Source organism: Halorubrum sp. CGM4_25_10-8A, from assembly GCF_005435025.1.
Classification (GTDB): Archaea; Halobacteriota; Halobacteria; order Halobacteriales; family Haloferacaceae; genus Halorubrum; species Halorubrum ezzemoulense.
In genome coordinates, this window is the sequence record NZ_SGTX01000019.1 from 12,390 (window position 1) to 35,709 (window position 23,320).

Consider the following 23,320-nt stretch of genomic DNA (forward strand, 5'->3'; position numbering starts at 1 on the left):
TGACTGATTGGATGAACTTGCTGTCGTTCGCCGTCTGACTACTAGCTCCGTGTATCTAAGACTATTATCTAAGATACAAAACTAAGACCTTTACCTGAGACTTGTGCCTACGCTTCCTACTGGAATTCTAACTCAACGGCTGCTGCGACGCTCTCCAGCAACGTCATCCGAAACTTGGCCCGGTTATTTGAAGCGGCCAGCTCACGAAGTCTCAATGGTCATCGAGTAGACAATCGTACGCTGCGGCAATTGGATAGTTCCATCCACGCCCGAGTGCCTTCTGTGTGATACGAAGTGGCGGTGGAGTTTGCCGTCGTTTGAATTCGGCGTGTGTAGTCCGTCTAAGTGCTTCGTCAACAACGTGGTCGGGATATTCCTCTCGTATCGAACTGATGGTTTCGCCTTCCTCGATATACTGTTCAAGAATAGGATCCAGTACCTCATACGCTGGGATTTCCTCTTCGTCGGCCTGCCCGGAACGAAGCTCTGCGCTCGGCTCTTTCTCAATTACAGACGTTGGAATCACAGGCGATGATCCTGCTGAGGAAAGTGTCTCGTTGAACACACCAGCTAACTCGTAGACCAGCTGTTTGTAACAATCACCGAGTGGAGCAAGCGCGCCTACGGCGTCGCCGTACAGCGTACAGTAGCCGACTGCGGCTTCGCTCTTATTATCTGGGGTGAGCACGAGCGCATTACGCTGGTTCGCTATTCCCATGAGGATAGACCCACGGATTCGCGCTTGGATGTTCTCAGCAGCAACACCAGTGAGCGATGCGTTGTTCGCATCAAGCGTCTGGGAGATGTCCTCCACTGCCGATCCGATAGGGATCACATCGAACTCGATGCCTAAGTTTGCCGCTACCGTCTGAGCGTCGGCGATGCTCTGTTGGCTTGTGACCTCACTTGGGAGAGACACGGCATAGACGTTCTCTGCGTCGAGTGCCGCTACTGCGAGCGCGGCCGCGACTGCGGAATCAATCCCACCTGATAACCCAACTACGGCTTCCTCAAACCCGGTTTTTTCGAAGTAATCCCCTACGCCGAGCGTGAGTGCTTTGCGGGCCTGCGTAGCGCGGGTTTCAGTATTACCTGTCGGAACTGTTGCGTCTCCGCCGACCGAAACGTCCACGACAGTAGTGCTAGACTCGAATCCTGTCAACTGCTCGTGGACCGCTCCATCAACAGCGACCAATGAGTGTCCGTCGAAGATCAACTCGTCATTCCCACCGACTTGATTAACAAACACAACCGGACAGTCTGTCTCAGCAGCATGCGTTGCGAACCGGTGTTCACGTCGAGACGGTTTCTCGAGACTGAATGGGCTCGCAGAAAGCGTAATAATAAGATCCGCTCCGCTCGCAGCTGTGTCCTGTAGCGGACTCTCGTCGTGGCGGCGTGTCCCGGTTACGACGGCATCCTGCCACGCGTCTTCACAGATCGTGAGTCCAATGGCGGTGTCCGCGATATCTACGACTACTGGGTCGGTCCCGGGCTGGAAGTACCGATGCTCATCGAAGACATCGTATGTCGGCAGTAACCGCTTGTGGTACGTTTCACTCTTCTTTCCATCGCGGAGCACGATTGCGGCATTGTGGATCGGCGCACCGCTGTCACGCTCGGTTCTGACCGCAGCGCCGACGATTAACGGTGGCCCGTCAGTGGTTTCTAAAGCCAGATCATTGAGAGCTGCTTCTTGAGCATCAAGTATCTCTGCTCGGTGGAGTAAATCACGCGGTGGATACCCAACTATCGAGAGTTCAGGTGTGACAACGAGATCAGGCTCAGTATCCGCCAGCTGCCTGTACTCCTTGGTGATCTTACCGAGGTTCCCGTCTACATCACCGATTACAGGGTTGTGTTGTATGACTCCTACTTTGAGCTGCTCTTTCATCTCTATAACAATATGTTGGGCGCACGGTAATAAAAACAGATCTAATATGAGTAACCGATCATTTCCGTTTGATCAATGAACGGGGGTCTGTCGGAGCAATTTCAGATTCGAGTTCACCAAGCGACATCACCTCTCGCGACCGAGACAGGACAGACATGACCGACCGTGTGTCCGGCCTGTACCGTTCCTCATATGCTTTGAGCTGGCGTGGAATCACTGAGCCTGATCCCGTGCGCGGTAACTCTCGTAGCGACGGCAGCCGGGACTGACCACACTGTATCGGTTGGCACCGCCATCCCATCGATCGCAAGACAGACCAGTTCTCCCCGGCCGCGACGCGCCGCAACGACAAACTCAAATCGACGAGAGCGGGCGTCGACCGCCGTCACGTGGATTGTCGAGAGACTATTGGCACTCTCCCACGTTGTCGTGTCGACGACGCTGAGTTCGCCTGCTGGTGTTACGACTGACGAGCCACAGGCCGGACAGGACCCCTCATGCGGTGTCGTTCCAAGATACCCATAGTCAGTGTCACATGCGAAGCAGTGTTCCATCGTTCGTTATGAGCGACGGGATAACACTGTCTCTGCGATGTTTGCCTTATTAGAACACGCCGGGCAGGCAACTACGTCACCGCCGTCCAACCCGAACACGGTCACAAACTGTTGTGAGACGTGTGCTCCGCAGTGTGCGCACTCCGGCATTAGATCACCCTAGCGAGCCCTCCATCTCGAGTTCGACGAGGCGGTTCAGCTCGACGGCGTACTCGATCGGCAGTTCCTCCGTGATCGGCTCGATGAACCCGGAGACGATCATCTGTTTGGCGTCGTCGTCGTCGAGCCCGCGCGACTGGAGGTAGAAGATGTCCTCGTCGCCGATCTTCCCGACGGTTGCTTCGTGAGCGACGTCGACCTTCGACTCGTTGATCTCCATGTACGGCATCGTGTCCGACGTCGACTCGTTGTCGAACATCAGCGCGTCGCACTCGACGGCCGTCGAGGAGTTTTCGGCGCCGTCCGCGATGTGGACGAGCCCGCGGTAGTTGGTGCGGCCGCCGTCCTTCGCGATCGACTTCGACTCGACGGTCGACTTGGTCTCGGGCGCGTTGTGGTACACCTTCGCGCCGGTGTCGATGTCCTGGCCCTCGCCCGCGAAGGCGATGGTGATGTGGTTGTCGGAGGCACCGCGGCCCTTCAGGATCGTCGAGGGGTACAGCATCGTCGCCTTCGAGCCCATCGAGCCGGAGATCCACTCCATGCGCCCGCCATTCTCGGCGATGGCGCGCTTCGTGTTGAGGTTGTACGTGTTCTTCGACCAGTTCTGGACGGTCGAGTACTGGACGTGGGCGTCCTCGTCGACGAAGACTTCGACACCGCCACAGTGGAGATTGAACTTCGAGTACTTCGGGGCCGAACAGCCCTCGATGTAGTGGACCTCGGCACCCTCCTCGGCGATGATGAGCGTGTGCTCGAACTGGCCCATCCCCTCGGAGTTCATCCGGAAGTACGCCTGGACCGGCATGTCTACCGTGGTGTTTTCGGGGATGTAGACGAACGAGCCGCCCGACCAGATGGCGCCGTGAAGCGCCGCGAACTTGTTGTCGCTCGGGGGGACGCACTTCGTCATGAAGTGCTCGCGGACGAGTTCTTCGTGTTCTTGGACAGCCTCGTCCATGTTACAGAAGATGACGCCCTTCTCTTCCCACCGCTCCTGCATGTTCTGGTAGACGACCTCCGACTCGTACTGCGCGCCGACGCCCGAGAGCGCGTTCTTCTCCGCCTCCGGGATGCCCAACTTGTCGAAGGTATCTTTGATGTCATCAGGGAGCTCGGTCCAGTCGTCGACGCCCGCCCGCACGTCGACGTCCGGCCGAATGTAGGGGACGATCTCGTCGACATCGACCTCGCTCAGGTCCGGCTGGCCGGGCCAGTCGGTCGGCATCGGCATCTCTTGGAACTGTTCGAGGGCCCGCAGGCGGCGCTCCAGCATCCACTCCGGCTCGTCTTTGTCCTCCGAGATGACGCGCACCGTCTCCTCGGTAAGGCCCTTTTCGCTTTTGAAAGCGGACTTCTCCTCTTTCTTGAATTCGAAGCGGGCCTCGGTATTTGTCTCTTTGAGATCGTCTTGTTTTGAACTCATCAAAGTAATCTTTAGACACCACGAACATAAGCGTGGTGCGCTTAGACACTCTTTTGTAACTTAAAATGGTTTCTTTAACGAAAGAGAACAACCTTGCGAGATTTAATTTGGTTTCTCTATCTGGCAGAATTTAACATGTGGCGAGAGAGATATCCTGTACAGTCTCAACCACGGTCACTCGTTAGCGAGAACGACTTGGCAGCACTGAATAGCCGCCTCAATATGGCGATCGGCAACCAAATCATCTGTTTCGTCAGCCGACTCAAGCAGTGTGGCAACCTGACGAACCCGCTTTTGCCTGGTTTGCGTGTCAAGACCGTCACTGGCAGCGTCGCGGGCGACGGCTTCAGCTTCCCCGAGCCATCGGTTCGTTGCTGGCGGCACTGGGCGGTCTGCGGTCGCAGTTAGGTGTGTCGCCAGTGCGTCGACCGCGGCCCGTGGCTCGGTCGGGATTTCTATTTCGTCAGTCATCGTTAGCGTATTGGCACCCACAGTCAAGAATTGTGGCCATAACTACCCTCCAAATGTTTGAGCACGACCGTTGCTAGCCCACAGCGGGGTACAATTGTCTTCGAAAAAATCGCTGTAGCGCAGTTGAACCTGGTGTGCTCAATGCATCTGAGCCCAATCACCCACGCCCGGCAATCAAACTGAATTGTACTATTCCAATTCTATTGGGTAAGGTTTATGTGACAGCCCTCACCACCAGATGTTGCGGTCAAAATCGAGAGGCACCACATATGGGGTTAAGACCATGGAGGATTAAGCAGTGACAACTATGAACTGCCCGGACTGCGGGAACGAGCGAACACGCGTCATCGATACAGGGGCCAGTACCGACGGAACCTCCGTCCGACGACGCCGCGAGTGTCAACGCTGTTCGTTCCGCTTTACGACCTACGAACGTCCGGAGTGGGAATCCCTCCAAGTGAAAAAACGCGACGGAACCATCGAACCGTTTGACCGACAGAAACTCCGCGCAGGGATCGAGCGAGCCGTTGAGAAGCGAGATGTGACGGAGACAACAGTGACTACTCTCGTTGACGATATCGAGAGCGAACTACAAGATCAAGAGGCACGGATCGTCTCTTCGAGTCTCATCGGCGAACTCGTCTCCGAGAACCTCCGCACGCTCGATAAGATAGCTTACATTCGGTTTGTCTCCGTTTACAAAGCATTCTCTGAGCCGCAGGAATTCTTGAGAGAACTTGATGCGGTCCTGGATGCAGAACTTGATGACTTCGACGCCTCGGACGGTTCACTATGATACAACCATACGCAGATCAAACGAATGCTCGGTCAATCCCTGACCGGACGAGCATGGCCCAGGTCCAGACGCACAGAGAACGACGGCAACAGAAACCACCCAACAGAGAACGATTCCTCCAGAGTACGTACCAATGACTGAAAGCAAAACCACAGGCGGAGAGTCAGAGACTGACATCTTCTCCGAACGAACGCAGCTCAAACCGTACGAATACCCCGACGTTCTTGAGTACAAAGACGCGATACGGAACAGCTACTGGGTTCACACGGAGTTCAATTTCTCAGGAGACGTCCAAGACTTCAAAGTCAACACGACTTCTGCCGAGAAGGCCGTTATCAAGCGGACAATGCTGGCCATCGCGCAGATTGAGGTCCAGGTCAAGACATTCTGGGCAGACATCTACGACGAGATGCCCAAAGCAGAGGTCGGGAACGTCGGCATGACCTTCGCAGAGAGTGAAGTCAGACACATGGACGCGTACAGTCACCTCCTCGACATCCTGGGGATTGCGGAAGACTTCGAGGAGGTGACCGACGTCCCCGCAATCGAGGAGCGGATTGACTACCTCGACGAGTATCTTGAGAAGAGCGAGAGCGACGACACACAGGAGTACGTGATGAGTCTCCTCCTGTTCTCTACATTCGTTGAACACGTCTCGCTGTTCTCGCAGTTCCTCATCATGACGAGCTTCGACAAACACGAAAAGAAGTTCAAGGGGATCGCAAACGCCGTCGAGGCGACCAGCAAGGAAGAGCAGATTCACGGGCTATTCGGTGTCGAACTCGTGGAGACGATTCGCGAGGAGAATCCGGACCTCTTCGACGAAGACTTCGAAAAAGAGGTCCAAGCCGCCTGTCAGCAGGCGTTCGAGGCTGAGATGAAGATACTAGACTGGATCTTCGGTGAGGGTGAACTGGAGTTCCTTCCCCGGGCGCACGTCGACGCATTCCTCCGGGATCGGTTCAATCAGAGCCTCGAGAACGTCGGTGTCGAGCCGATATTCGACCCGGACGATGACCTGCTCGAGGAGACCCGGTGGTTCGATGAGGACATCATGATGACGAAAGATAACGACTTCTTCAGCAAGCGGTCGACCACGTACAACAAGCACTCGCAGAGCGTTACCGCAGAGGACATGTTCTAACGATGGCACAAACAGAACCAGCACTCGACGAGGTACAACAGCAGCACGAGGAACCGTTCTATTGGCTGAACGAGGATAGCAGGGCATTCCTCAACGAGGGGTACCTGCTTGAGGGCGTCACAGCCGAGGAAAGGGTCAGAGAGATCGGAGAGCGGGCTGAAGAAATCTTGGATGATGACGGCTTTGCGGACAAGTTCTATGACTACATGAGTCGGGGTTTCTACAGCCTCGCGAGTCCAGTGTGGTCGAACTTCGGTCTGGACCGAGGCCTGCCCATCAGTTGCTTCGGTAGCTACATGGCGGACAGCATGGAGAGCATCCTCTACACACAGGCCGAAGTGGGCGAGATGACCAAGTTGGGCGGCGGGACCAGCGGGTACTTCGGCGAGATCCGGCCCCGAGGCAGCCCGATCACGAACAACGGCAAGAGCAACGGGAGCTATAGCTTTACCGAGCTGTTCGACACGATCATCAACGTTGTCAGCCAGGGAGAGACGCGGCGCGGACAGTTCGCGGGGTACATCGACATCGAACACGACGACTTGGACGAGTGGCTCAACATCAAGACCGAGGGCGACCCTGTACAGGACATCTACTACGGCGTCATCATTGGTGACGACTGGTTCCAGGCGATGGTCGACGGCGACGAGGAGAAGCGAGAGACGTGGGCAGAGATCATCGAGACGCGGATCAACATCGGTGTCCCGTACATCATCTTCCGGGACAACATGAACGACGGGAAGCCACAGGTATACAAGGACAAGGGCTACGAGATCAACGCTTCCAACCTCTGTACCGAGATCGCGCTGCCCGCCACGCCGGACGAGAGTTTCGTCTGTTGTCTCTCGTCAATGAACGCGCTCCATTACGACGAGTGGAAAGACACCGACGCAGTAGAGACGCTGACGCGGTTCCTCGACGCCGTCATGGAGGAGTTCATCCAAGAGGCGGAGGGGACGCAGTTCATGGAACGGCCAGTGCGGTTTGCGAAACGGCACAGGGCGATCGGCATCGGCGTCCTCGGCTGGCACAGCTACCTCCAGAGCGAGATGATTCCGTTCGACAGCATGGAGGCGATGGAAAAAAATGAGGAAATCTTCCGCACCATCAAGGAGCGAAGTTACGAGGAGAGTCGTCGGCTCGCCGACGAGTTCGGTGAGCCGGAGGTGCTCGACGGCTACGGTCGCCGGAACGCAACGACGATGAGCGTGGCCCCGACGAAATCCAGCAGCGTCATCCTGGGGCAGGTCAGTCCGAGCATTGAACCACTAAAATCGAACTACTTCGTCCGTGACGGTGCGAAGCTCAAATCGACGCAGAAGAACCGATTCCTCGAGGGGATACTGAAACAGCGAGGCAGAGATGAGCGTGAAGTCTGGGACAGCATCGCACAGAACGACGGGAGCGTCCAACACCTCGACTGCCTAACCGACGAGGAGAAGGAGGTGTTCAAGACCTTCGCCGAGATTCCACAGATGGCGATCATTAACCAGGCAGCGCAGCGGCAGAAACACATCGACCAGGCACAGAGCTTGAACGTCTCAATCGATCCGAGCGAAGTGAGCGTCAAGGAGATCAACCAGCTCTACATCGAGGCTTGGAAAAAAGGGGTGAAGAGTCTCTACTACCAACACAGCGTCAACGCCGCACAGAAGTTCAGCCGAGATATCCTCGAATGTAAGGCCTGTGAGAGCTGATACCCCGGCAGCCAGTATGAGTTAGCCGAAACCACGCATCACAGCCCTGCGATATCCGCTGTGACATCCTCCTCGCCGTAAACGGCGGGATTCTCGCCTGAAAAATGGGATTTCAACAGAGCCACAGAGAGTCAATCCTGCTGGGAAAGATCTCCAAGAGCAGTCACAGTATGCGGGCTGGTATCGATAAACACTGCCCCGTCGGCGAGGACTGGTTGAGACCAGATCGTTCCACACGCAAAGTCGTCACCGAGAGTATAGTGCCAACGCCGTGTTCCATCGATCCGCTCAAACGCAACGACTGCTGGACAACCAAGCGATTCCATGAACACTGGTGCGACGACGCTTTCGCGCCCAACTGCGAGTGGGCCGCGGACAAAATGTCGGGTCGGATTTCTCGACAGAGACCACTGCCTGCCGCCGTCTGGCACCGAAACCGCTGCGAGACCGGATTCGGAAAGCACGAAAGCGGTACCATCGTCAACGGCGATACTGCGAACCCGTCCGTGCGGAAGCTCTACAGATGCTCTCTGCTTTCCGTCGCTATGATCATAGACACTAATATCGGCTCCCTCACCGATTAGGACACCACTCGTCACACAGACATGCGTCGAATAGCGGTCAGTATCTGCGATTCCTTGCTGCCAGATCAACTCCCCGGTGTCTATTTCAAGACAGCGTAGAACTTCTTCACCTGTCTTAGATGTTCCAGTAACATATACGTGATCGTCAAATACTGCTAGTCCACGTCCGCCGCCTCGCAGTACAGAATCTCGCCATTTGATCTCGCCTGACTCGGCCGTAACGGCGATAATGTAGTACTTCTGACCGTGCGTAAAATCAATCAGCCCGATCTGTCGATCTGGGACGACCGTCGTCGATATCGAAGATACATGCCCCGGAAGCTTTCGTTGCCACCGCTCACTGCCGTCGGCAGTACTGAACGAATAGAGCCTCCCCCGGGTCGCAACTAACAACTGATCATTGATGATGCCTCCTGAGACACCAACCGGTTCCGTATCGTCAAGGTCGTGATCGAGGGCTGTTTGCCACCTGTGCTCGCCGGTTTGAGCATTGAGTGCGGTAAGGCCATCGTCATCGTCAACAGTATATACGGTTTGATCAGCCACTACCGACAGCATCTGGCCACTGCCACCGCCCCACGCTAGATTTCCGCGTTCAGGGACTGTGACATCGGATGTAGCCGTTTTCTGGGCATCACATCGTGACTGGTTCCATCCACTGGTCGGTGCTGTCGGCAGTGATCGGTCAGGGGAGGCAAGGCATCCGGAGGCCCCACATACACCAGCCATGGACGCGAGCACTCTACGACGGGTCCAGCTCATATCCCGACCTAACCGGGCTCGAAATTAATTGTTCCAACGTACTTCTGTGGCCGAAACAGTCCCCGATTTGTCTTGCCAACACGTTTCTCACAGTTTCGGAGGATAGGCCAGTTTCAGGTCGAATTAGCATCAATTCGTGGTGATTCTCAGCGTTCCAAGATCAATTTTGAATCATTGCTCTCGAACTGCCAGACGAGCGTACGAAATTGTGTGGATTTTGGCGCTGCTGGATACGGTTGTCACTCTTGAGCGGCGGACCCAGCGAGATCTCAGCGGGTTAGTCGTGTGGCTCTGTTGAAATACTCAACGGTTGATAGTTTCACAACCCTGATCGCTCAGTACCGGATCTCTATGGATCGATGTGGTGTACCGCTTCAGGAGACAGGAGTCGGTAAGTGGGCAACGCAACCCACCCGTTTGGGAGAACACGAACCTTGTCTTGGTGAAGCACCTTCTCTTGTTCCAAATCCCCATACACGGTCGCGTTTTCGTAATCAACTAAGAGTTGATCCGGGAGTTCATCAGGTACGAAGACCATGTTTGACGGACCGTTCCTGCGAGCATAGTTCCTGTCACAAGCCGAGATACGGTCGCTTTGGGGCTCTCATCAATCGACTATTTCATGCGAAAAATGTTTGAAGAATAGGATTTCAACAAAGCCATCTTGATGCGTTCTTTTCACTCGACATCATCCATACAGTCTTATTCGAGAGGTACACCAGACGATACAAATCCGCACGCAACCGAGAACGACTATGATCGAGTCGCTCCTCCGGATTGACGTCGTCCTCTTCGTCCTCATCGGCGTGCTGGGCGGCGCACACTGTATCGGGATGTGCGGTCCACTTGTGACGATGTACTCGAAACAGATGACGCCGCAGCCCGATGGCGGGACGGTGACAGCCAACGACGGGCGTGCCGGTCATCTCACGACCTACGAGGTTCGCCAGCATTTCCTGTTCAACGTCGGCCGGGCGACGACGTACGCGATTCTCGGGGCCGTCTTCGGCGCGCTCGGGAGCGTCGTATTCGTTACCGCTGACCAGCTGACACCGATCGCCGATCTCCTGCGAGGTGTTGTCGGTCTTGCGGTCGGAGGGTTCATTGTGGCGACGGGCGTTCGGTACGTCATCGGTGGAAGCGGAGGCGATATTCGCATCCCTGGCGTCCAGCGCGTTACGTCGTGGCTCGCAGCGAGAGTTCACCGACACGTGAACAGCCCGAGTATTGTCGGGCTGGGAGCCGTCCACGCGTTTCTCCCCTGCCCGATGCTGTATCCCGCGTATCTGTTCGCCTTCGCGAGCGGCTCCCCGACCACAGGGGGAATCGCTCTCGGTGCCCTTGGCATCGGGACGATTCCGGCAGTTTTCCTCTATGGGACGATTATCCAGTCGATCGACGTCGCCCACCGGCGACGCGTTCATCGGCTACTCGGTGTGGTGTTCGTCGTGCTGGGGTACGTGCTGCTTGCGCACGGATTGATGGCACTCGGTGTTCACCTCCCACATCCGATGTTCCCGCATTACCAGCCCCTCGGTGGCGCAATGGGGCACTGACCGAGCACTGGATCCTTTTCGCTGGCTCGATACAGGCGACGCGCTCCATTGACCTTCTCCCCCGCCTGAAGACGCGGGAATCCCACCACGGGATTTCAGGCCGAGAGCGGCCCTGCGGTTTCAAGACGCATTCGTTCTACGCGTCCCTTGCTGGGTTTCAGCATCGGCTTGGGTGTCTTGTGGGGCGGTCAAACGCCCCCCATCCTCAGCCGAGTCATCGTCATCTCTGTGTTCTCTCGAATGGCTCCCTCCGCTGAGGTAGCGGTCTGCGATGTTTGTCGCGCCGTTCACGTCCGCTTGGTACTCGCCCATCCAGCAAGCGTCGTTCGTACACCTAAACGTCGCCTGTCGCGGGCGGTATCCTACCTCACCGCACGCGTGGCACTCCCTCGACGTGTTACGCGGATTCACCGTCTCGACGGGGATTCCCTTCTCGACGGCCTTGTACCGTATCTGCGCGTGGAGCTTGGCGAATCCCCATCCGTGGAGACGCCGGTTCATATACACGCCGTAGTCCATCGACTCCCGTATGTACGTCAGGTCTTCCAGAACGAGAACGGGATTCTCGACGGACCCTGCGTACTCCACGACATCGCGGGTGACGCGGTGGAACACATCGTCTATCTGGTTCCACAGGTCGTCACCGAATGACTCCGCGATACGCTCGCTTCCACGCGTCTGGAGACGACGCTTGGCGGTGAAGTAGGTCTTGCGGAGCCGACGAACGGTCTTTCCTTCGTCGGCCCACAGTTCGGGCGCGGTCGGAGAACCGTAATCGTCGCGGTGACACACCGTGACGAGTGACGCTTCCCCGATGTCCACTCCGATAGGCGTCCGTTCTTCGGCAGACACCTCGGAAGGCTCCTCGACATCGCGGGTGGCGGTGACGTGGAGATACCACGTTCCGTTCCGCTCGAATAGCCGACTCTCGCCCATTTCCGCGTCACCAGCGTTCAACGCTTCGAGCCAGTCCCGCTGTTCGGGGTTCGGCTGTGCTGGCATCCAGAGGTGATAGTCCTCGTGGTGCGGAATCTTGACATACCACTCAATAGTGTTCTCGGGCTTGTGGTCGAGTCGGAGCCCCTCATTAGTGAAGCGCACAGGGTGGTCGTCGTGTAGGTCGCCCGCGTTGTAGGTCGTCGTGAGTTGCGGGACTTTTGAGTGCGTTCTTTGCGTATCCGCTCCGACCGAGAACATCGGGAAAGAAACCGCCGTGGCCGTCGACAAGGAGAGCGTCGGGCAATCGAAACCCGTCATGTCAGCGTTGATTCCTCACGACTAACCGGCTGAGACCTCGCTGAGTCTGCCGTTCGAGAGTGACAACCCTATTCAGCAGCGCCAAAATTCACGCAATTTCATACGCTCGTCTGGTAGTTCGAGAGTAATGATTCAGAATTGATCCCAGAACGCTCCAAATCACCACGAATTGATGCTAATTCGACCTGGAACTAGCTTATCCTCCGAAACTGTAAAACTTCTCGACCTATACAGTAGTTAAGACTGGCCGTCTCAATGTCTACGATTCTCGAACTGCTTCGACGAGTCTACGGACGAAGTATCTCCTTCAGCGTTTTCACCACTTTCACACCTAACTCTCATTACGGTTGACACCGTATTTCTGCTCAATAATGTCCATCGACCGGGATACCTTCGAGAAGACGAGCGAGGACGAACTCGAGGAACTCTCCGTCCCGGATCAGGTCCTCGGATTTCTCGCCGCCAACGATGATCGCGCGTTCAAGGCTCGCGAGATCGCCTCTCAGATCGGTCTCGATGAGGGCGCGGTCAGCACCGCGCTCTCGAGACTGAAGGGCCGCGATCTCGTTGAACACAAAGCGACGTACTGGGCGATAACCGACGACACGGAGCGACTCGACGGATACAGCGGGTACGAACGGGCGACCGCCCTGTTCAACCAGCGACTCGGTACAGAGGACAAGGAGTCCTGGCGCGAACACGCACCCGAGGAACCGCATCCGAGCGTCGAGGACGAATAGTGACCGACGGAGAGAGACCAATTTTCGAGCGTGGCGACGTCGTCTACGGGGATGATCCGTTCAAAGGCGAGGAAGATGCTCGGCCCTGGCTCATTCTCCTGAATCATAAAGGCCGTCCGTTCCACGGGGAGCAGTATATTGCGCTCACGTTGACGTCGAAATCCTGGATGGACGGCCTGATCGACGTTCCTGGTGAGAGTTGGCTTCGTGGTGGGACCCCGGATGAGAGTCAGATTGTCCCGTGGGGAGTACAATCGATCGACCACGAGGATATCGACTTCTGGCAAGGTCGCCTTGACAGCGATCTCGTCGACGAGGCGGTTGCTGCGCTCGTCGAAGAACTACACTAATAGACCCAACTGAAGATGAGACCAACTATCTCAATGTTACGGTCACAGCTTCAGAAGGTGGAACCGATATGTTCCTTTCCTTCGACGTCAGTACGGGGTGAGTCACCCGTTCAGTATGTCTGCGTGCCGACCGCACGACTCTCCGGTATTGTTGTATGCTGTTCTGCGAGCGTAGCAGATACGGGGACCAATTTAGTATCTACCACTTGTAATTTTAGAATAGCAATACAAAATGAGCAAGGATAACGAAAACGGTCGTGAAAATTCGAGGCTTCGGGTGGTTGGGCAGAAACGAGATATGCTCTTGGAGAGGGTCTACGATACCACAAAATTCGCAGATCTCGACAAGAAAATACGCGAACGAGGATACGAGGAGACAGAATCTATCGTTCAGCGCGGTATACGTCCGGAAGATCCATTCGATTTCTACCAAGTTATCCGCCACTATACTAACGAGGACGACCGAGCAATAGCCACGTGGATTGGCCTAGACCCAGAAAAAGTTGACAGCGGTGAGGTATCGTATGATATGATAGAGGAGCTGGACGAGATTCAGGACCTAGAAAGGGATGTACAGGAACTATACCCGCTCATTGTTGCCTTTCTGAATGATGAGGGAATCGGATTTCGAGCAACCAGTACTGGTATTGAAGAAAATGAGTTAGATAACAGTATTCTTCGAAACGCGCTCAAAGAATCGTTCCGGACATCCAGAGAGGAAGAATAGGCTTTGTTAAAATCCTCTTCTTCAGATACATTATCACCTGAAACAGCCGGTCGATGGGAACTGCGAACTGATCGGCCCGCGCAGTCCCAGAGGGATCTTTGAGCCGATGTGTTATTCAGGTTGTACACTTAAAAACAGGCATGATCGGTACAGGAACCCTTATTATCGCAATTACGTTCACCGTTGTGATGATGCTGACTTTAGCTATGCTGCTACGATTGCTGAAGAATTCTCGTGGGCTGTGAGTCCCCTGTATTGAGCACTGTCGAGTGGGTGATTCACCAAAGTAGCTTTTGTCGTCAGTTATAGTAGCGCTGTCCGATGACACCGACACAATCCTCTCGACGTGCTGTGTACCGTCGCATCGCCCAGACGTCCTACTACGACTGGCCAGCCTATCATGCGACGCCCCTCTACGACCGGAGTTCAACAGCCGGCCTTGCTGAAGATGTCCGGGTCCTCGCGACCGTCTGGTTCGACCACGACGCCCACGACTCTATCGAAGCGTTCGTCGCTCACTGGCCGCTAGCCTACGTCGAATTCGACGCTCACGACCGCTACACTGGGAGCACGACGTACGAGATGGAGGTGCTATTCCGTGGGTTTCTCCTCAAGGAACTCTACGGGTGGGACTACGAAACGGCACTCTGCTCGTATCTGTAAGACCGACCCTCTCTCCGCCGTCGCCTCGGGTTCGAGACTGTGCCCGACCAGTCGACGCTCTGGCGGAGTTGGCACTATCGGTTCACCTCCGACCTCCGCGAGTGTATCGAAACTGCCGCGCGGACGATCCTCTTCAAAGCGTCCGACGCTGGGGTCTCGGTTCCACGGACCCCGCCGCGTACAATTCCGCGTCGCCAGACCGATGACGACGAGACGACCGGCCCATCTGCGTTCGAGCGCAAACAACAGCTCACGACTCACGTCAGCCACCTCGTCTATCCGGTGTTTTCGCTCGACCGCGCGAGTGGTTGTGCTATCCACGAGAACGCGTTTTGGAACCTACAAACGTATCTCGGCCTTCAAGAGAACCTCGCCGCCAATGAGGGCGCCCGCAGCTTCCGCTACGACACGACACGCGAGCGGACGCCTCTCGGTCATAATCATCGAGACCAGATACGATCCCTGTCTATCGAGCGCATCCGTGAGATGTATCGCGGGGCTGCCCAGCGACTCGTCAATCGGACGGCCCAGATGCGAAGCCTGTACCAGCGCAGCTGTATCGCTATCGACACGACGGAAGCCGACCCGTTCACCGGTGACCGGACGGGCCACAAAGACGAGATTATCGGCACGAAAGAGAAGACCGCCGAGTACGCCTATCAGTGGGCGACCGTCCAGCTCGTCGGTGATTCCGTACCACTGGTTCTTGACGCACGTCCCATCCGGAAGGGTGACACCCGCCTAGAGATCGTCGAGGATCTCCTCGACTCGGCAATGGATCTCGTCGACGTTGACCGCGTGTTCATGGACCGAGGGCCTTCAGACCTATAGATTCTATATATCGAAATAAGATTTATCAGACAAGTAGTGAGGCTTGATCGTATGAAAATCAGCTTCAGAAGAGCTCATACGCTATTATAGCTAATACCCGCACCTACTCTGGATTAGTGTAGTAGTCACAAGTAGATTTTTGAGGATGCCCGCTGTCGGTGAAGCTAAATCGATGGTACAGCCTACTGACGGCCCTCAACTTGGGGACACGACTAGTGAAACGCCACTCGACGAGCCCCTGACCGATTTTCTCGACGCCAAGGCGAAGACGCTTGGCGAGTCCGAGGACGGAACGACGCAGCGATCCGGCAATTACGTTCAAGCGCTCGAACGCGTCGTCCCGGACTGGATCGAATGGATGAATGGCCAAGGCGTGACTACCGTAGAAGCGGTCGACAGTCGTCACCTCGCCCGGTATGCCGGTCACCTCGCCCGACGGGTGAATGCCCGTCGAGCCAGCAATGACACGGACGGGATCACAGCAGCCACTGCGTGGAACTACTACTCGCTCGTCTCCGCATACCTCCGTTACTGCCAGCAGTGGGAGTACATCCCAGAGAACCCCGCGGATACCGACCGCGCAAAAGACGAAATGCCTGACCGGCCCGCAACCGACTCTAGCAAACAGCAGTTCTGGTCGACCCAGCAGCGCGAGACAATCGTCTCGTACGTCGACGAGCGAGCGTATGCGGCGATTGATGCGGATCCGCAGAGCCGAGAAGCACTCACAGCTGCCCGTGACCGGGCGCTCGTCTACGTCATCGGATTCTCTGGCGTCCGCGGTGCCGAGGTCCTCGCCTCTAGTCGCGATGACCGGCGGACGGGAATCACATGGGGGGATATCGATACTGACCAGGAGGTATTGACAGTCCTCGGCAAAAGCCAGCAAATCGAGAAGGCACCGCTGACAGATCGTCCCGTTAGTGCCCTCAACCGCTGGCAGACGCTCCTCGATCCGCCCACCGATGCGTGGCCCGTGTTCCCTTCGTTCCACCTCGCATCCCTGCGGGATGCTGCGCGAAGTCAACTTCAGGAGCGTGACGCCGATCCAGAGACTATTGACACGGTTACGAGTCTCGGCACCGCAGACCTCGTTGATGCCTTTCGTGAACGGGACCTCACCCCGCCGGCTCTAACTACGGAAGGCGGCCGATACACGCTCAAAAAGCACTCTCAGGCAGCCGCTGTGGACTGTTCAGACGACTCGAAAGCGTATCTCACCCTCCACGGCGCTCGCCGTGGCGTTGGTGAGGCGTACTACGATGCAGCGGGGTTCAGTGACGCGCAACGGGTCCTCCGACACGAGGATCCATCAACGACATCGAAGATGTATGCCCACAAGGAGGCGGGTGAACTCTCTGACGTGGGCAGCGACATTTTCTCAGCGGATGAGTAGCTATCGTCGGCCGGCTGTCCGTGAATGCTGACTGTCTAATAAACCATATACTGCGATATCATTCGAGCGCGTATCCCCACCCTTCGAGCACGTCGACAACATCATCCGTGTGTTGAAGTCCAACCAGCAGCGCTGCCTCACGGAGATCCGCTTTCCGCACGCTTTCTCCGAGTCGGCTCTCAATAATCGACTTCTGTGTCCGCTGGACGTTCAGCGTGTCTTCTTGGAGGTGGAGCTGGACCGTTTGTTCTCGCCCGTCTGTGATGCTGTTTCGGCGTAATATCCACGGAATGTCACTCCTTGCTGTGTCGCGTCCGCTATTGTTGGCGCTGCTGCTCGCTCCAGTCTCTATCTCCACCTCAGTTGTCTCTGCCTGGTCGCTTTTCGAGTCCACGTCGGACGAGGAAGCGGGTTCGACCTCCGGCTCATCGTCGTCCTCTTCCTCGTCCTCCCACCCATTCACAGTGCCCTCTTTGAATCCCCCCATCAGACGGTCACCTCCTCAGGATCGTCCAACGCGCCTGGCTCAGGCGGCGAGGGCGCCACAATGCCGCCCTGCGTCTCAAGCGAGCGAGCAATTCGATCGAACTTTGCCAGCGTCTCAACCTCGTAGTCGCGGCGTCGGCTCCGGTGCGTTCGCACAAATTCAAACGCACTACACTGGTGTCGCCAACAGCCCTCCATCATCGATGTTCGGTCGCCGATCACCTCCGGAACCTCGAAGGGCACGTCCTCGACGATCTCGTTTTGATCTCTCGTCCCCTTGAACTCGATTGGGACGGCTCCAAGCACCCCAACTTCGATATTCAATTCATCCGCGAAGTTCGTCGCAAGCTCCTCTAAGCCCTCAACGGACGCTTCTCCCTTTGCGGACGGCTCAAACGGAATGAGGAGGTTCCTCGTCGCATAGATCGCATTATAGAGATGATCTGACTCCGTTGCTGGAGGATCACAGATAAGAACATCATACCGGTCCGGCACATCGTTCTCAACGAGGACACGCCGGAGTTGCGCGTAGATGTTGTACGCATCGCCGAAGTCTTCGGCCCGACTTTTCTCTCGTGCTAAGTGGTCTGAGAGATCTGAAAGGGTGTTGTGTTCCGGAATAATATCAATACCCTCTGCCGTCCGAATCAGATCGTCGAAGTCGCCACCCGGGTTATCGACAAGGTGTCGCACGAGACTGTCTGCTGCTGAATCACTCCGGTCGTCGTCGACGTCGAACAGCCGACTCAGGTTCCCGTCCTGTGGATCGAGCGGAATCACCAACACATCAAGCCCCGCTCGGGCGTGCGCACAGGCGATATTCGCGGTTAGCGACGTCTTCCCGACGCCGCCAGCCTCGCTGTAAACCGTGTACGAGAGCATACAGCATTATTAGAGACATACCACATAAATATACGTCAGACATTCATCTATGACTCTTATCTGTCTTAGACCTCTAAGTAAGATCTCTAAGTAAGACTACTGAGTAAGGTTTCATACTCAGATATGTATGAAAGAAATCTACCCTAGATTTCTCAGATAGAGGAATAAGGCATCTAACACATATTTGTATGTGATATGCTCAAGGCCCAAACCCGACCTGTGATAGCTCCCCCACGACTACGGTAGTTGTTCTTTTATTAGAAAAAATATAAATTTATACCGCCACCCTCAGCTGGGAATTGGCTTGGACTCAATATTTCGTTTACATGATCTAGGTAACATGCCGTGTTGAACGCAAGACGGCGGCAACATCGGATTTTTGATATTCGATCTTCTACCGGTAGCGGCGCTTTAGCTGTAGATTCTCAGATCGGGCGATTCGATTCGAGCAGAATTGTGCGGCGACCAAAGCATCAGTTTCACAAGATACCAGATAAACCATGAGGTGGACGATGGCGATGCCTCTCTCGGATACATTCGGAGAAGGGGAGCAGGCGGCGAGCTCTAACTCGCCGCCTGCTCGAGGTTATGGACGATACACTTCCGTGTGAGCTCCCGGAACTGGCCGTGCCAGCTCCGGGAGCGGATCTCGTCGCCGTCGTCTTTTAGCATCGCAAACACGGTCTCACTCATTGACCGCTGGTTGTAGACATCATCGTCAATTCTGGCGTTGTGGGCTTTCTTGAGTGCGTTTTGCTCGCAGTGTTTGATCACTGGCCGTGTAGACCTGTCACGGCAAGCTTCACGGAGATTACTCCACGAGTACATCTTGTCGGCCAGCAACGCTTGCAGGTCTTCGGCGTTCCGCCGAAAGACCTGTAGCCCGATATGGCCGTCATAGGCTTTCTTCGTCGTGAAATGAGCGTCCATGATAGCAAGAGAATCCGTGTCAACAAGCAGCGTGGTTTTCATCGCGTTGAACGAGTAACCGACCCGATTCCGGTAGTGTGAGCTGGCTTGATCACGCTGAAAGCCGCTGGCGTCGATCGACGCGGTGCCTGAGAGCCCCGCCTGCTCCGCGGAGGCGCGGAGCAGGCGGCGCAGTTCTTTCATCGGGAATTCATCGTCCCAGACGCTGAAAGATGTGTAATCCGGCGATGAGTCAAGATCAAACACACCGAGAATTCCCGGCATCTCGTTGAGATAGTCTTCGAGCCTCCGAAGCGGCTTGTTGATCTCCTCTTTGAGCAGAAGGAGCGCGATTTTGGTGGACTTGTCGTACCCGTTGTCGCCGTCGGCGACAGCGGGTACGTCTGGTTGTTCAACATGGTTCGTGGCGAATTCGTGAAACGTCTGTGCGAGGGTCTTGAGACGTCCCATATCGCCAGACGGCGTCCAAATCCCGTGAAATCAGCGATACGATCCGCAGACGGCGTCGGCGTTCAACGGAGCAAGGTAACATAACCTACATTGTGTGGCGCAGTGACTGCCTCCCTCAGTATTGCTCTACTCAGTATTTTTGACGTCCTCCACTGACGTTCTAGGGGGCCCAAGTTGATACGGGTCGCTCTAATTGTGTATATTTATATAGACAGGTATCACCACCAGAACTGACTATTTGACTCACTTCGTAGCCAAATTAGCAAACAAACGGCTGGAATTTCATGCGAAAGCTACTGTTGCCCAAGTCTTATTAGCAGGTGATGAGGTAGTGTGTCTGTTCACGATGACTGACAACCTCTACGTTGACCCGAATGCGCTTCCGCCACTTGACTCATTCTCACGACGATCCAGAGACGAATCAGTCTTATTTACTACTCCGACGCATTTCTCCGTCGACTACGAGATTAATCCGTACATGGTGTCCGGCGTGGACAGTTCCACTGCGAACCAACAGTGGCACGATCTCGTATCCAGATATGAGGATCTGGCCGACGTTTCGATCATGGATGTCGACGCGGTTTGGGACGATCTTAGCGAGGTCGAAGTTGCCCCGCCCGGGGAACTCCCAGATATTACCTTCTGCTCGAATCATGCCCTTTCGCTTCCAGATCGCGACGGGTTCCTGCTCGCGCAGATGGCAACTGAAGAACGACATGATGAGCCTGCTTACTTCAAGCAGTGGTGTACCAACCGGGATATTCCAACTGAGCAGCTTCGTACGGATGTTCCGTTCGAGGGGTGCGGCGATGCCCGCTGGCATCCGGGGCGTCGCCTCCTCTGGGGTGGTTACGGGCCACGAACTGACCTCGAGGCATACCGGGAAATAGCAGACCGCTACGATGTCGGCGTCGTTCCGCTTGAACTCACTGACGACTCATACTACCATCTCGATGTTTGCTTTTCAGCTATCGACGAACAGACGGCCGTTGTGTGTCCTGACGCATTTACTGACGCAGGCCGGGAAAAACTTGACACGTTATTTGAAACATTGATAGAAGTCTCACCAGAGGCAGCACAGGATCACTTCGCGTGTAACTGCCACTCGCTGTCAGGTGACGTCGTTGTCATCGAAGAGTCAAACCACCAAACTATCCACGCGCTCGAGTCACACGGGTATGAGACTCTCCATGTATCAACAGATGAATTTATGAAAGCAGGCGGCTCGGTGGCGTGTATGGCGTTTCCGTACTAGGCGGAAACCCGCCAGTATCGTCTGCGCTGTCGACAATAGCGATGAGTGACTCTGTTGAAATCCTTATCGAGTGATATATTTCGGCTCGGTCGAGGTCAATTCACAGATATTAAACAATGAAGAGAGAACGTTCAGATATGTATGAGACTCCGTTGTATTTGATGCTAATCGGGCTATCTCTCATACTCGTTTTTTCCGGGCCCTCAAATGGTGCCCTTCCAGCTGTCCTCCAAGCTACCGGTGGATTAATCGCCATCAGTAGCGGTGGAGTGCTTCTCAGAGATGTGATCAGTCACTCGACAAATAACGGGTAAGCACCCTTCAGCGACCAGCTGTTTCAGACGATAATATATCTGAAGGACAGGGTTTCAACAGAGCCCGATGAGTAAAAAAAGAGCTGCCAGCAGCGTGGTATTTATGGAGAATCGAGGAGAACGGCTCGCGCTTTAGCGCGGGGAGGGTGTCAAGGCTGTGCGTCAGTATCGATATCGACGCCAGTGTACCGGCTCAGAGCCCCTAGCTCGCCAAACTCGGGCATGTCCACCCAGTCGTACGAGAACCGTTCTGCGGCCGGGTACGCGTAGTTGATCATCGCGCAATCTTCCCAGTTGGCCTCCTCCATCTGGATGAGCGCCTCCTCCCAGCGCTCCCTGGCGGCGTCGTCGCGGGTCGAGTTCTCTTGCATCGTGTTCCACGAGTCGCGAGCGGTCTGTGAGGCCTCGGTGTCGACCCAGTTGAGCGCGACGAGCGGGTTTCCGCTGACCCCCTCGTTGTCCGTCGAGCGGGTGTTCGGCGGATACAGCAGCGCGAGGACGTTGAGCGGATCCGCCCACGACATCCCCCACTCGCCGAGCCCGGCCGGTCGGTTGCCAGCAAACTCACGGTCAAGCAGCGTCGAGAACGGAGCCGTGCTGATGGAGACCTCGATGTGCGCAGCCGAGAGGCGGTCCCGGAGGTCATTGGAGATCTGCTCGTAGGTGGTGTCCTCGACGTTGAGAATCTCGAACTCGTACGGGTCGTCGTCGCTGTAGCCGGCCTCCTCCATGATCAGGCGGGCCTCCTCGATGTTCGACTCGTTGTATCCGTACGGGTAGTTCTCGCGGGCGTGTTCCTCCGCCGCTTCCGGGCCGCCCGGGAAGAGGGTCGCAGGCGTCATGTGATACCCCGGCTCGACTCGGCCCTTGTACGCGCTGTTGGCGATTTCTTCGTGATCCATCACCCACGCAACGGCCTTCCGAGCTGGCTCGATCACTTGGTCGTTGTTGAACAACATGAACTGCGTGCTCAACCCGGAAATCCGGAGGTAATCGACCATATCACCGTTCTGTACCGGCCCGTACTCACCAACTTGAAGACCGTTGTCTTGCGTCTCGTTGACCGTCGCCAGCTCAGGATCATATTGGGCGGTCGGGATCGAGAACGCGTCGACGTTCCGGTTCATCGCGTAGTTGTACTGGGCGTTGGTGTCTTCGATCACCTGCCAGTGGACGCGGTCGACCATTGGCGCCTCGCCGTGGTACTCGTCGAAGGCAGTCACTGCCATCTCCTCGCCAGACGTCCACGTGTCAAACTCGAAGGGGCCGGTTCCAACCGGGGACGTAGTGAACTCGTCGTACTCCATTTCACCGTCATACCCCTCGATGTCACCGACGATTCCCTCTGGAAGGACGGCAAACGTCGCGTCTGACATGATATCGAGCGCCGCGTAGTATGGTGATGACAGCGTCACCTCGACCGTCCTGTCGTCAACAGCCTCCACGGCCATCGATCCGGGGACGTACTCTCCCTCTTCGTTTGTCTTGTGTTCGATCCCAAGGTCTGAGAGCAACAGGAACGCCGACGAGGAATCTGGAGACGCTGCGACGCGTTCCCAAGAGTATACAACGTCGGCAGCCCCGACCGAACTCCCGTTGTGAGCAACTACGTCTTCAGTGAGTGTGAAGGTGTACGTCAGCCCGTCATCGGAAATTTCGTACTCAGTCGCGAGCTGGTTAACAACGCCTGACTTTCCTTCCGGCTTCCCAACAAGCCCGTCGAAAACTTGGAAGATGACCTCATTGGCAGATGAAAGGACATTTGCTGGCGGGTCGAACGTGTTGATCGACGCGTTCAACAGGCGCAGCGTTTTCTCGCCATCGCTGGTTGTCTCAGCGCTCTCATCGTTGTCTTCACCATCAGTCGCGTTTCCACCATCGTCCAACTCGTCTGGGACCTCTTCGTCGCTTCCTCCCGAACACCCAGCAACGGCCGTCATTGCTGCGAGCGCGCCAGTCGACTGTAAGAACCTTCTTCTTGTGCGGTCCGAATCGG

General features: G+C 55.9%; 17 protein-coding genes and 2 pseudogenes. 11 read left to right on the forward strand and 8 right to left on the reverse strand.

From position 1 onward, the window contains the following. Positions 1-211: 211 nt before the first annotated feature. Positions 212-1,894, reverse strand: coding sequence for an NAD+ synthase (locus EXE52_RS15345; protein ID WP_089309375.1), 1,683 nt, complete (start codon positions 1,892-1,894; stop codon positions 212-214). A 708-nt stretch (positions 1,895-2,602) separates the two neighbouring features. Then, positions 2,603-4,033 (reverse strand): Fe-S cluster assembly protein SufB, encoded by a 1,431-nt coding sequence (sufB, locus tag EXE52_RS15355; protein ID WP_137703862.1) that lies wholly within the window; start codon positions 4,031-4,033, stop codon positions 2,603-2,605. Positions 4,034-4,255: 222 nt separating this feature from the next. Between sufB and EXE52_RS18325 the strand changes: the two genes are divergently transcribed. The 4 genes from EXE52_RS18325 to EXE52_RS15375 all read left to right on the forward strand — a co-directional run bounded on the left by EXE52_RS18325 (position 4,256) and on the right by EXE52_RS15375 (position 8,141). Next, positions 4,256-4,441: a hypothetical protein gene (locus EXE52_RS18325; protein ID WP_158414005.1), complete on the forward strand. Its 186-nt coding sequence runs from the start codon at positions 4,256-4,258 to the stop codon at positions 4,439-4,441. A gap of 370 nt (positions 4,442-4,811) precedes the next feature. Continuing rightward, positions 4,812-5,300, forward strand: coding sequence for a transcriptional regulator NrdR (gene nrdR, locus EXE52_RS15365; protein ID WP_089309352.1), 489 nt, complete (start codon positions 4,812-4,814; stop codon positions 5,298-5,300). A gap of 133 nt (positions 5,301-5,433) precedes the next feature. Further along, positions 5,434-6,444, forward strand: a complete 1,011-nt coding sequence (locus tag EXE52_RS15370) for a ribonucleotide-diphosphate reductase subunit beta (RefSeq protein ID WP_089309353.1) — start codon at positions 5,434-5,436, stop codon at positions 6,442-6,444. Positions 6,445-6,446: 2 nt separating this feature from the next. After that, the gene (locus EXE52_RS15375; protein ID WP_089309354.1) at positions 6,447-8,141 is read left to right on the forward strand and encodes a ribonucleoside-diphosphate reductase subunit alpha; all 1,695 of its coding nucleotides are present in this window, start codon (positions 6,447-6,449) and stop codon (positions 8,139-8,141) included. Between the two features lie 131 nt (positions 8,142-8,272). Here EXE52_RS15375 and EXE52_RS15380 read toward each other — a convergent pair whose 3' ends face one another. After that, positions 8,273-9,283: a PQQ-binding-like beta-propeller repeat protein gene (locus EXE52_RS15380; RefSeq protein WP_158293622.1), complete on the reverse strand. Its 1,011-nt coding sequence runs from the start codon at positions 9,281-9,283 to the stop codon at positions 8,273-8,275. 959 nt (positions 9,284-10,242) lie between these two features. Between EXE52_RS15380 and EXE52_RS15390 the strand changes: the two genes are divergently transcribed. Next, on the forward strand, positions 10,243-11,043 hold the full coding sequence (locus EXE52_RS15390; RefSeq protein ID WP_049933407.1) for a sulfite exporter TauE/SafE family protein: 801 nt from the start codon (positions 10,243-10,245) through the stop codon (positions 11,041-11,043). Positions 11,044-11,163: 120 nt separating this feature from the next. Here the strand turns inward: EXE52_RS15390 and EXE52_RS15395 are convergent. Beyond that, positions 11,164-12,226, reverse strand: a pseudogene (locus tag EXE52_RS15395) (RNA-guided endonuclease InsQ/TnpB family protein); the annotation flags it as partial. A 445-nt stretch (positions 12,227-12,671) separates the two neighbouring features. Between EXE52_RS15395 and EXE52_RS15400 the strand changes: the two are divergent. The 5 genes and pseudogenes from EXE52_RS15400 to EXE52_RS15420 all read left to right on the forward strand — a co-directional run bounded on the left by EXE52_RS15400 (position 12,672) and on the right by EXE52_RS15420 (position 17,007). Further along, a complete protein-coding gene (locus EXE52_RS15400) occupies positions 12,672-13,040 on the forward strand; it encodes a helix-turn-helix domain-containing protein (RefSeq protein ID WP_049933409.1) in 369 nt (122 codons plus the stop codon). Beyond that, on the forward strand, positions 13,040-13,390 hold the full coding sequence (locus EXE52_RS15405; RefSeq protein WP_049933410.1) for a type II toxin-antitoxin system PemK/MazF family toxin: 351 nt from the start codon (positions 13,040-13,042) through the stop codon (positions 13,388-13,390). Before EXE52_RS15400 ends, EXE52_RS15405 begins: the two co-directional genes overlap by 1 nt. A 232-nt stretch (positions 13,391-13,622) precedes the next feature. Beyond that, positions 13,623-14,117 (forward strand): hypothetical protein, encoded by a 495-nt coding sequence (locus tag EXE52_RS15410; protein WP_094519412.1) that lies wholly within the window; start codon positions 13,623-13,625, stop codon positions 14,115-14,117. A 321-nt stretch (positions 14,118-14,438) separates the two neighbouring features. Further along, a pseudogene (locus EXE52_RS15415) lies at positions 14,439-15,593 on the forward strand (transposase); the annotation flags it as partial. Positions 15,594-15,783: 190 nt separating this feature from the next. Next, positions 15,784-17,007, forward strand: a complete 1,224-nt coding sequence (locus EXE52_RS15420; protein ID WP_049933242.1) for a site-specific integrase — start codon at positions 15,784-15,786, stop codon at positions 17,005-17,007. A 58-nt stretch (positions 17,008-17,065) separates the two neighbouring features. Here the strand turns inward: EXE52_RS15420 and EXE52_RS15425 are convergent, their stop codons facing one another. From EXE52_RS15425 to EXE52_RS15435, 3 genes are all read right to left on the reverse strand, one after another. Further along, on the reverse strand, positions 17,066-17,494 hold the full coding sequence (locus EXE52_RS15425; protein ID WP_049933241.1) for a hypothetical protein: 429 nt from the start codon (positions 17,492-17,494) through the stop codon (positions 17,066-17,068). Then, positions 17,494-18,375 (reverse strand): ParA family protein, encoded by an 882-nt coding sequence (locus EXE52_RS15430; protein WP_049933239.1) that lies wholly within the window; start codon positions 18,373-18,375, stop codon positions 17,494-17,496. Before EXE52_RS15430 ends, EXE52_RS15425 begins: the two co-directional genes overlap by 1 nt. A gap of 564 nt (positions 18,376-18,939) precedes the next feature. Beyond that, the gene (locus EXE52_RS15435; protein ID WP_096593123.1) at positions 18,940-19,755 is read right to left on the reverse strand and encodes an IS5 family transposase; all 816 of its coding nucleotides are present in this window, start codon (positions 19,753-19,755) and stop codon (positions 18,940-18,942) included. 346 nt (positions 19,756-20,101) lie between these two features. Between EXE52_RS15435 and EXE52_RS15440 the strand changes: the two genes are divergently transcribed. Then, positions 20,102-21,010, forward strand: coding sequence for a dimethylarginine dimethylaminohydrolase family protein (locus tag EXE52_RS15440; protein WP_080508694.1), 909 nt, complete (start codon positions 20,102-20,104; stop codon positions 21,008-21,010). A gap of 463 nt (positions 21,011-21,473) precedes the next feature. On the opposite strand, the gene EXE52_RS15445 is transcribed toward EXE52_RS15440, so the two are convergent. Further along, positions 21,474-23,264 carry an ABC transporter substrate-binding protein gene (locus tag EXE52_RS15445; RefSeq protein ID WP_158293621.1) on the reverse strand — a complete coding sequence of 597 codons (1,791 nt, stop codon included), beginning with the start codon at positions 23,262-23,264 and terminating at the stop codon, positions 21,474-21,476. Between the last annotated feature and the right edge of the window lie 56 nt (positions 23,265-23,320).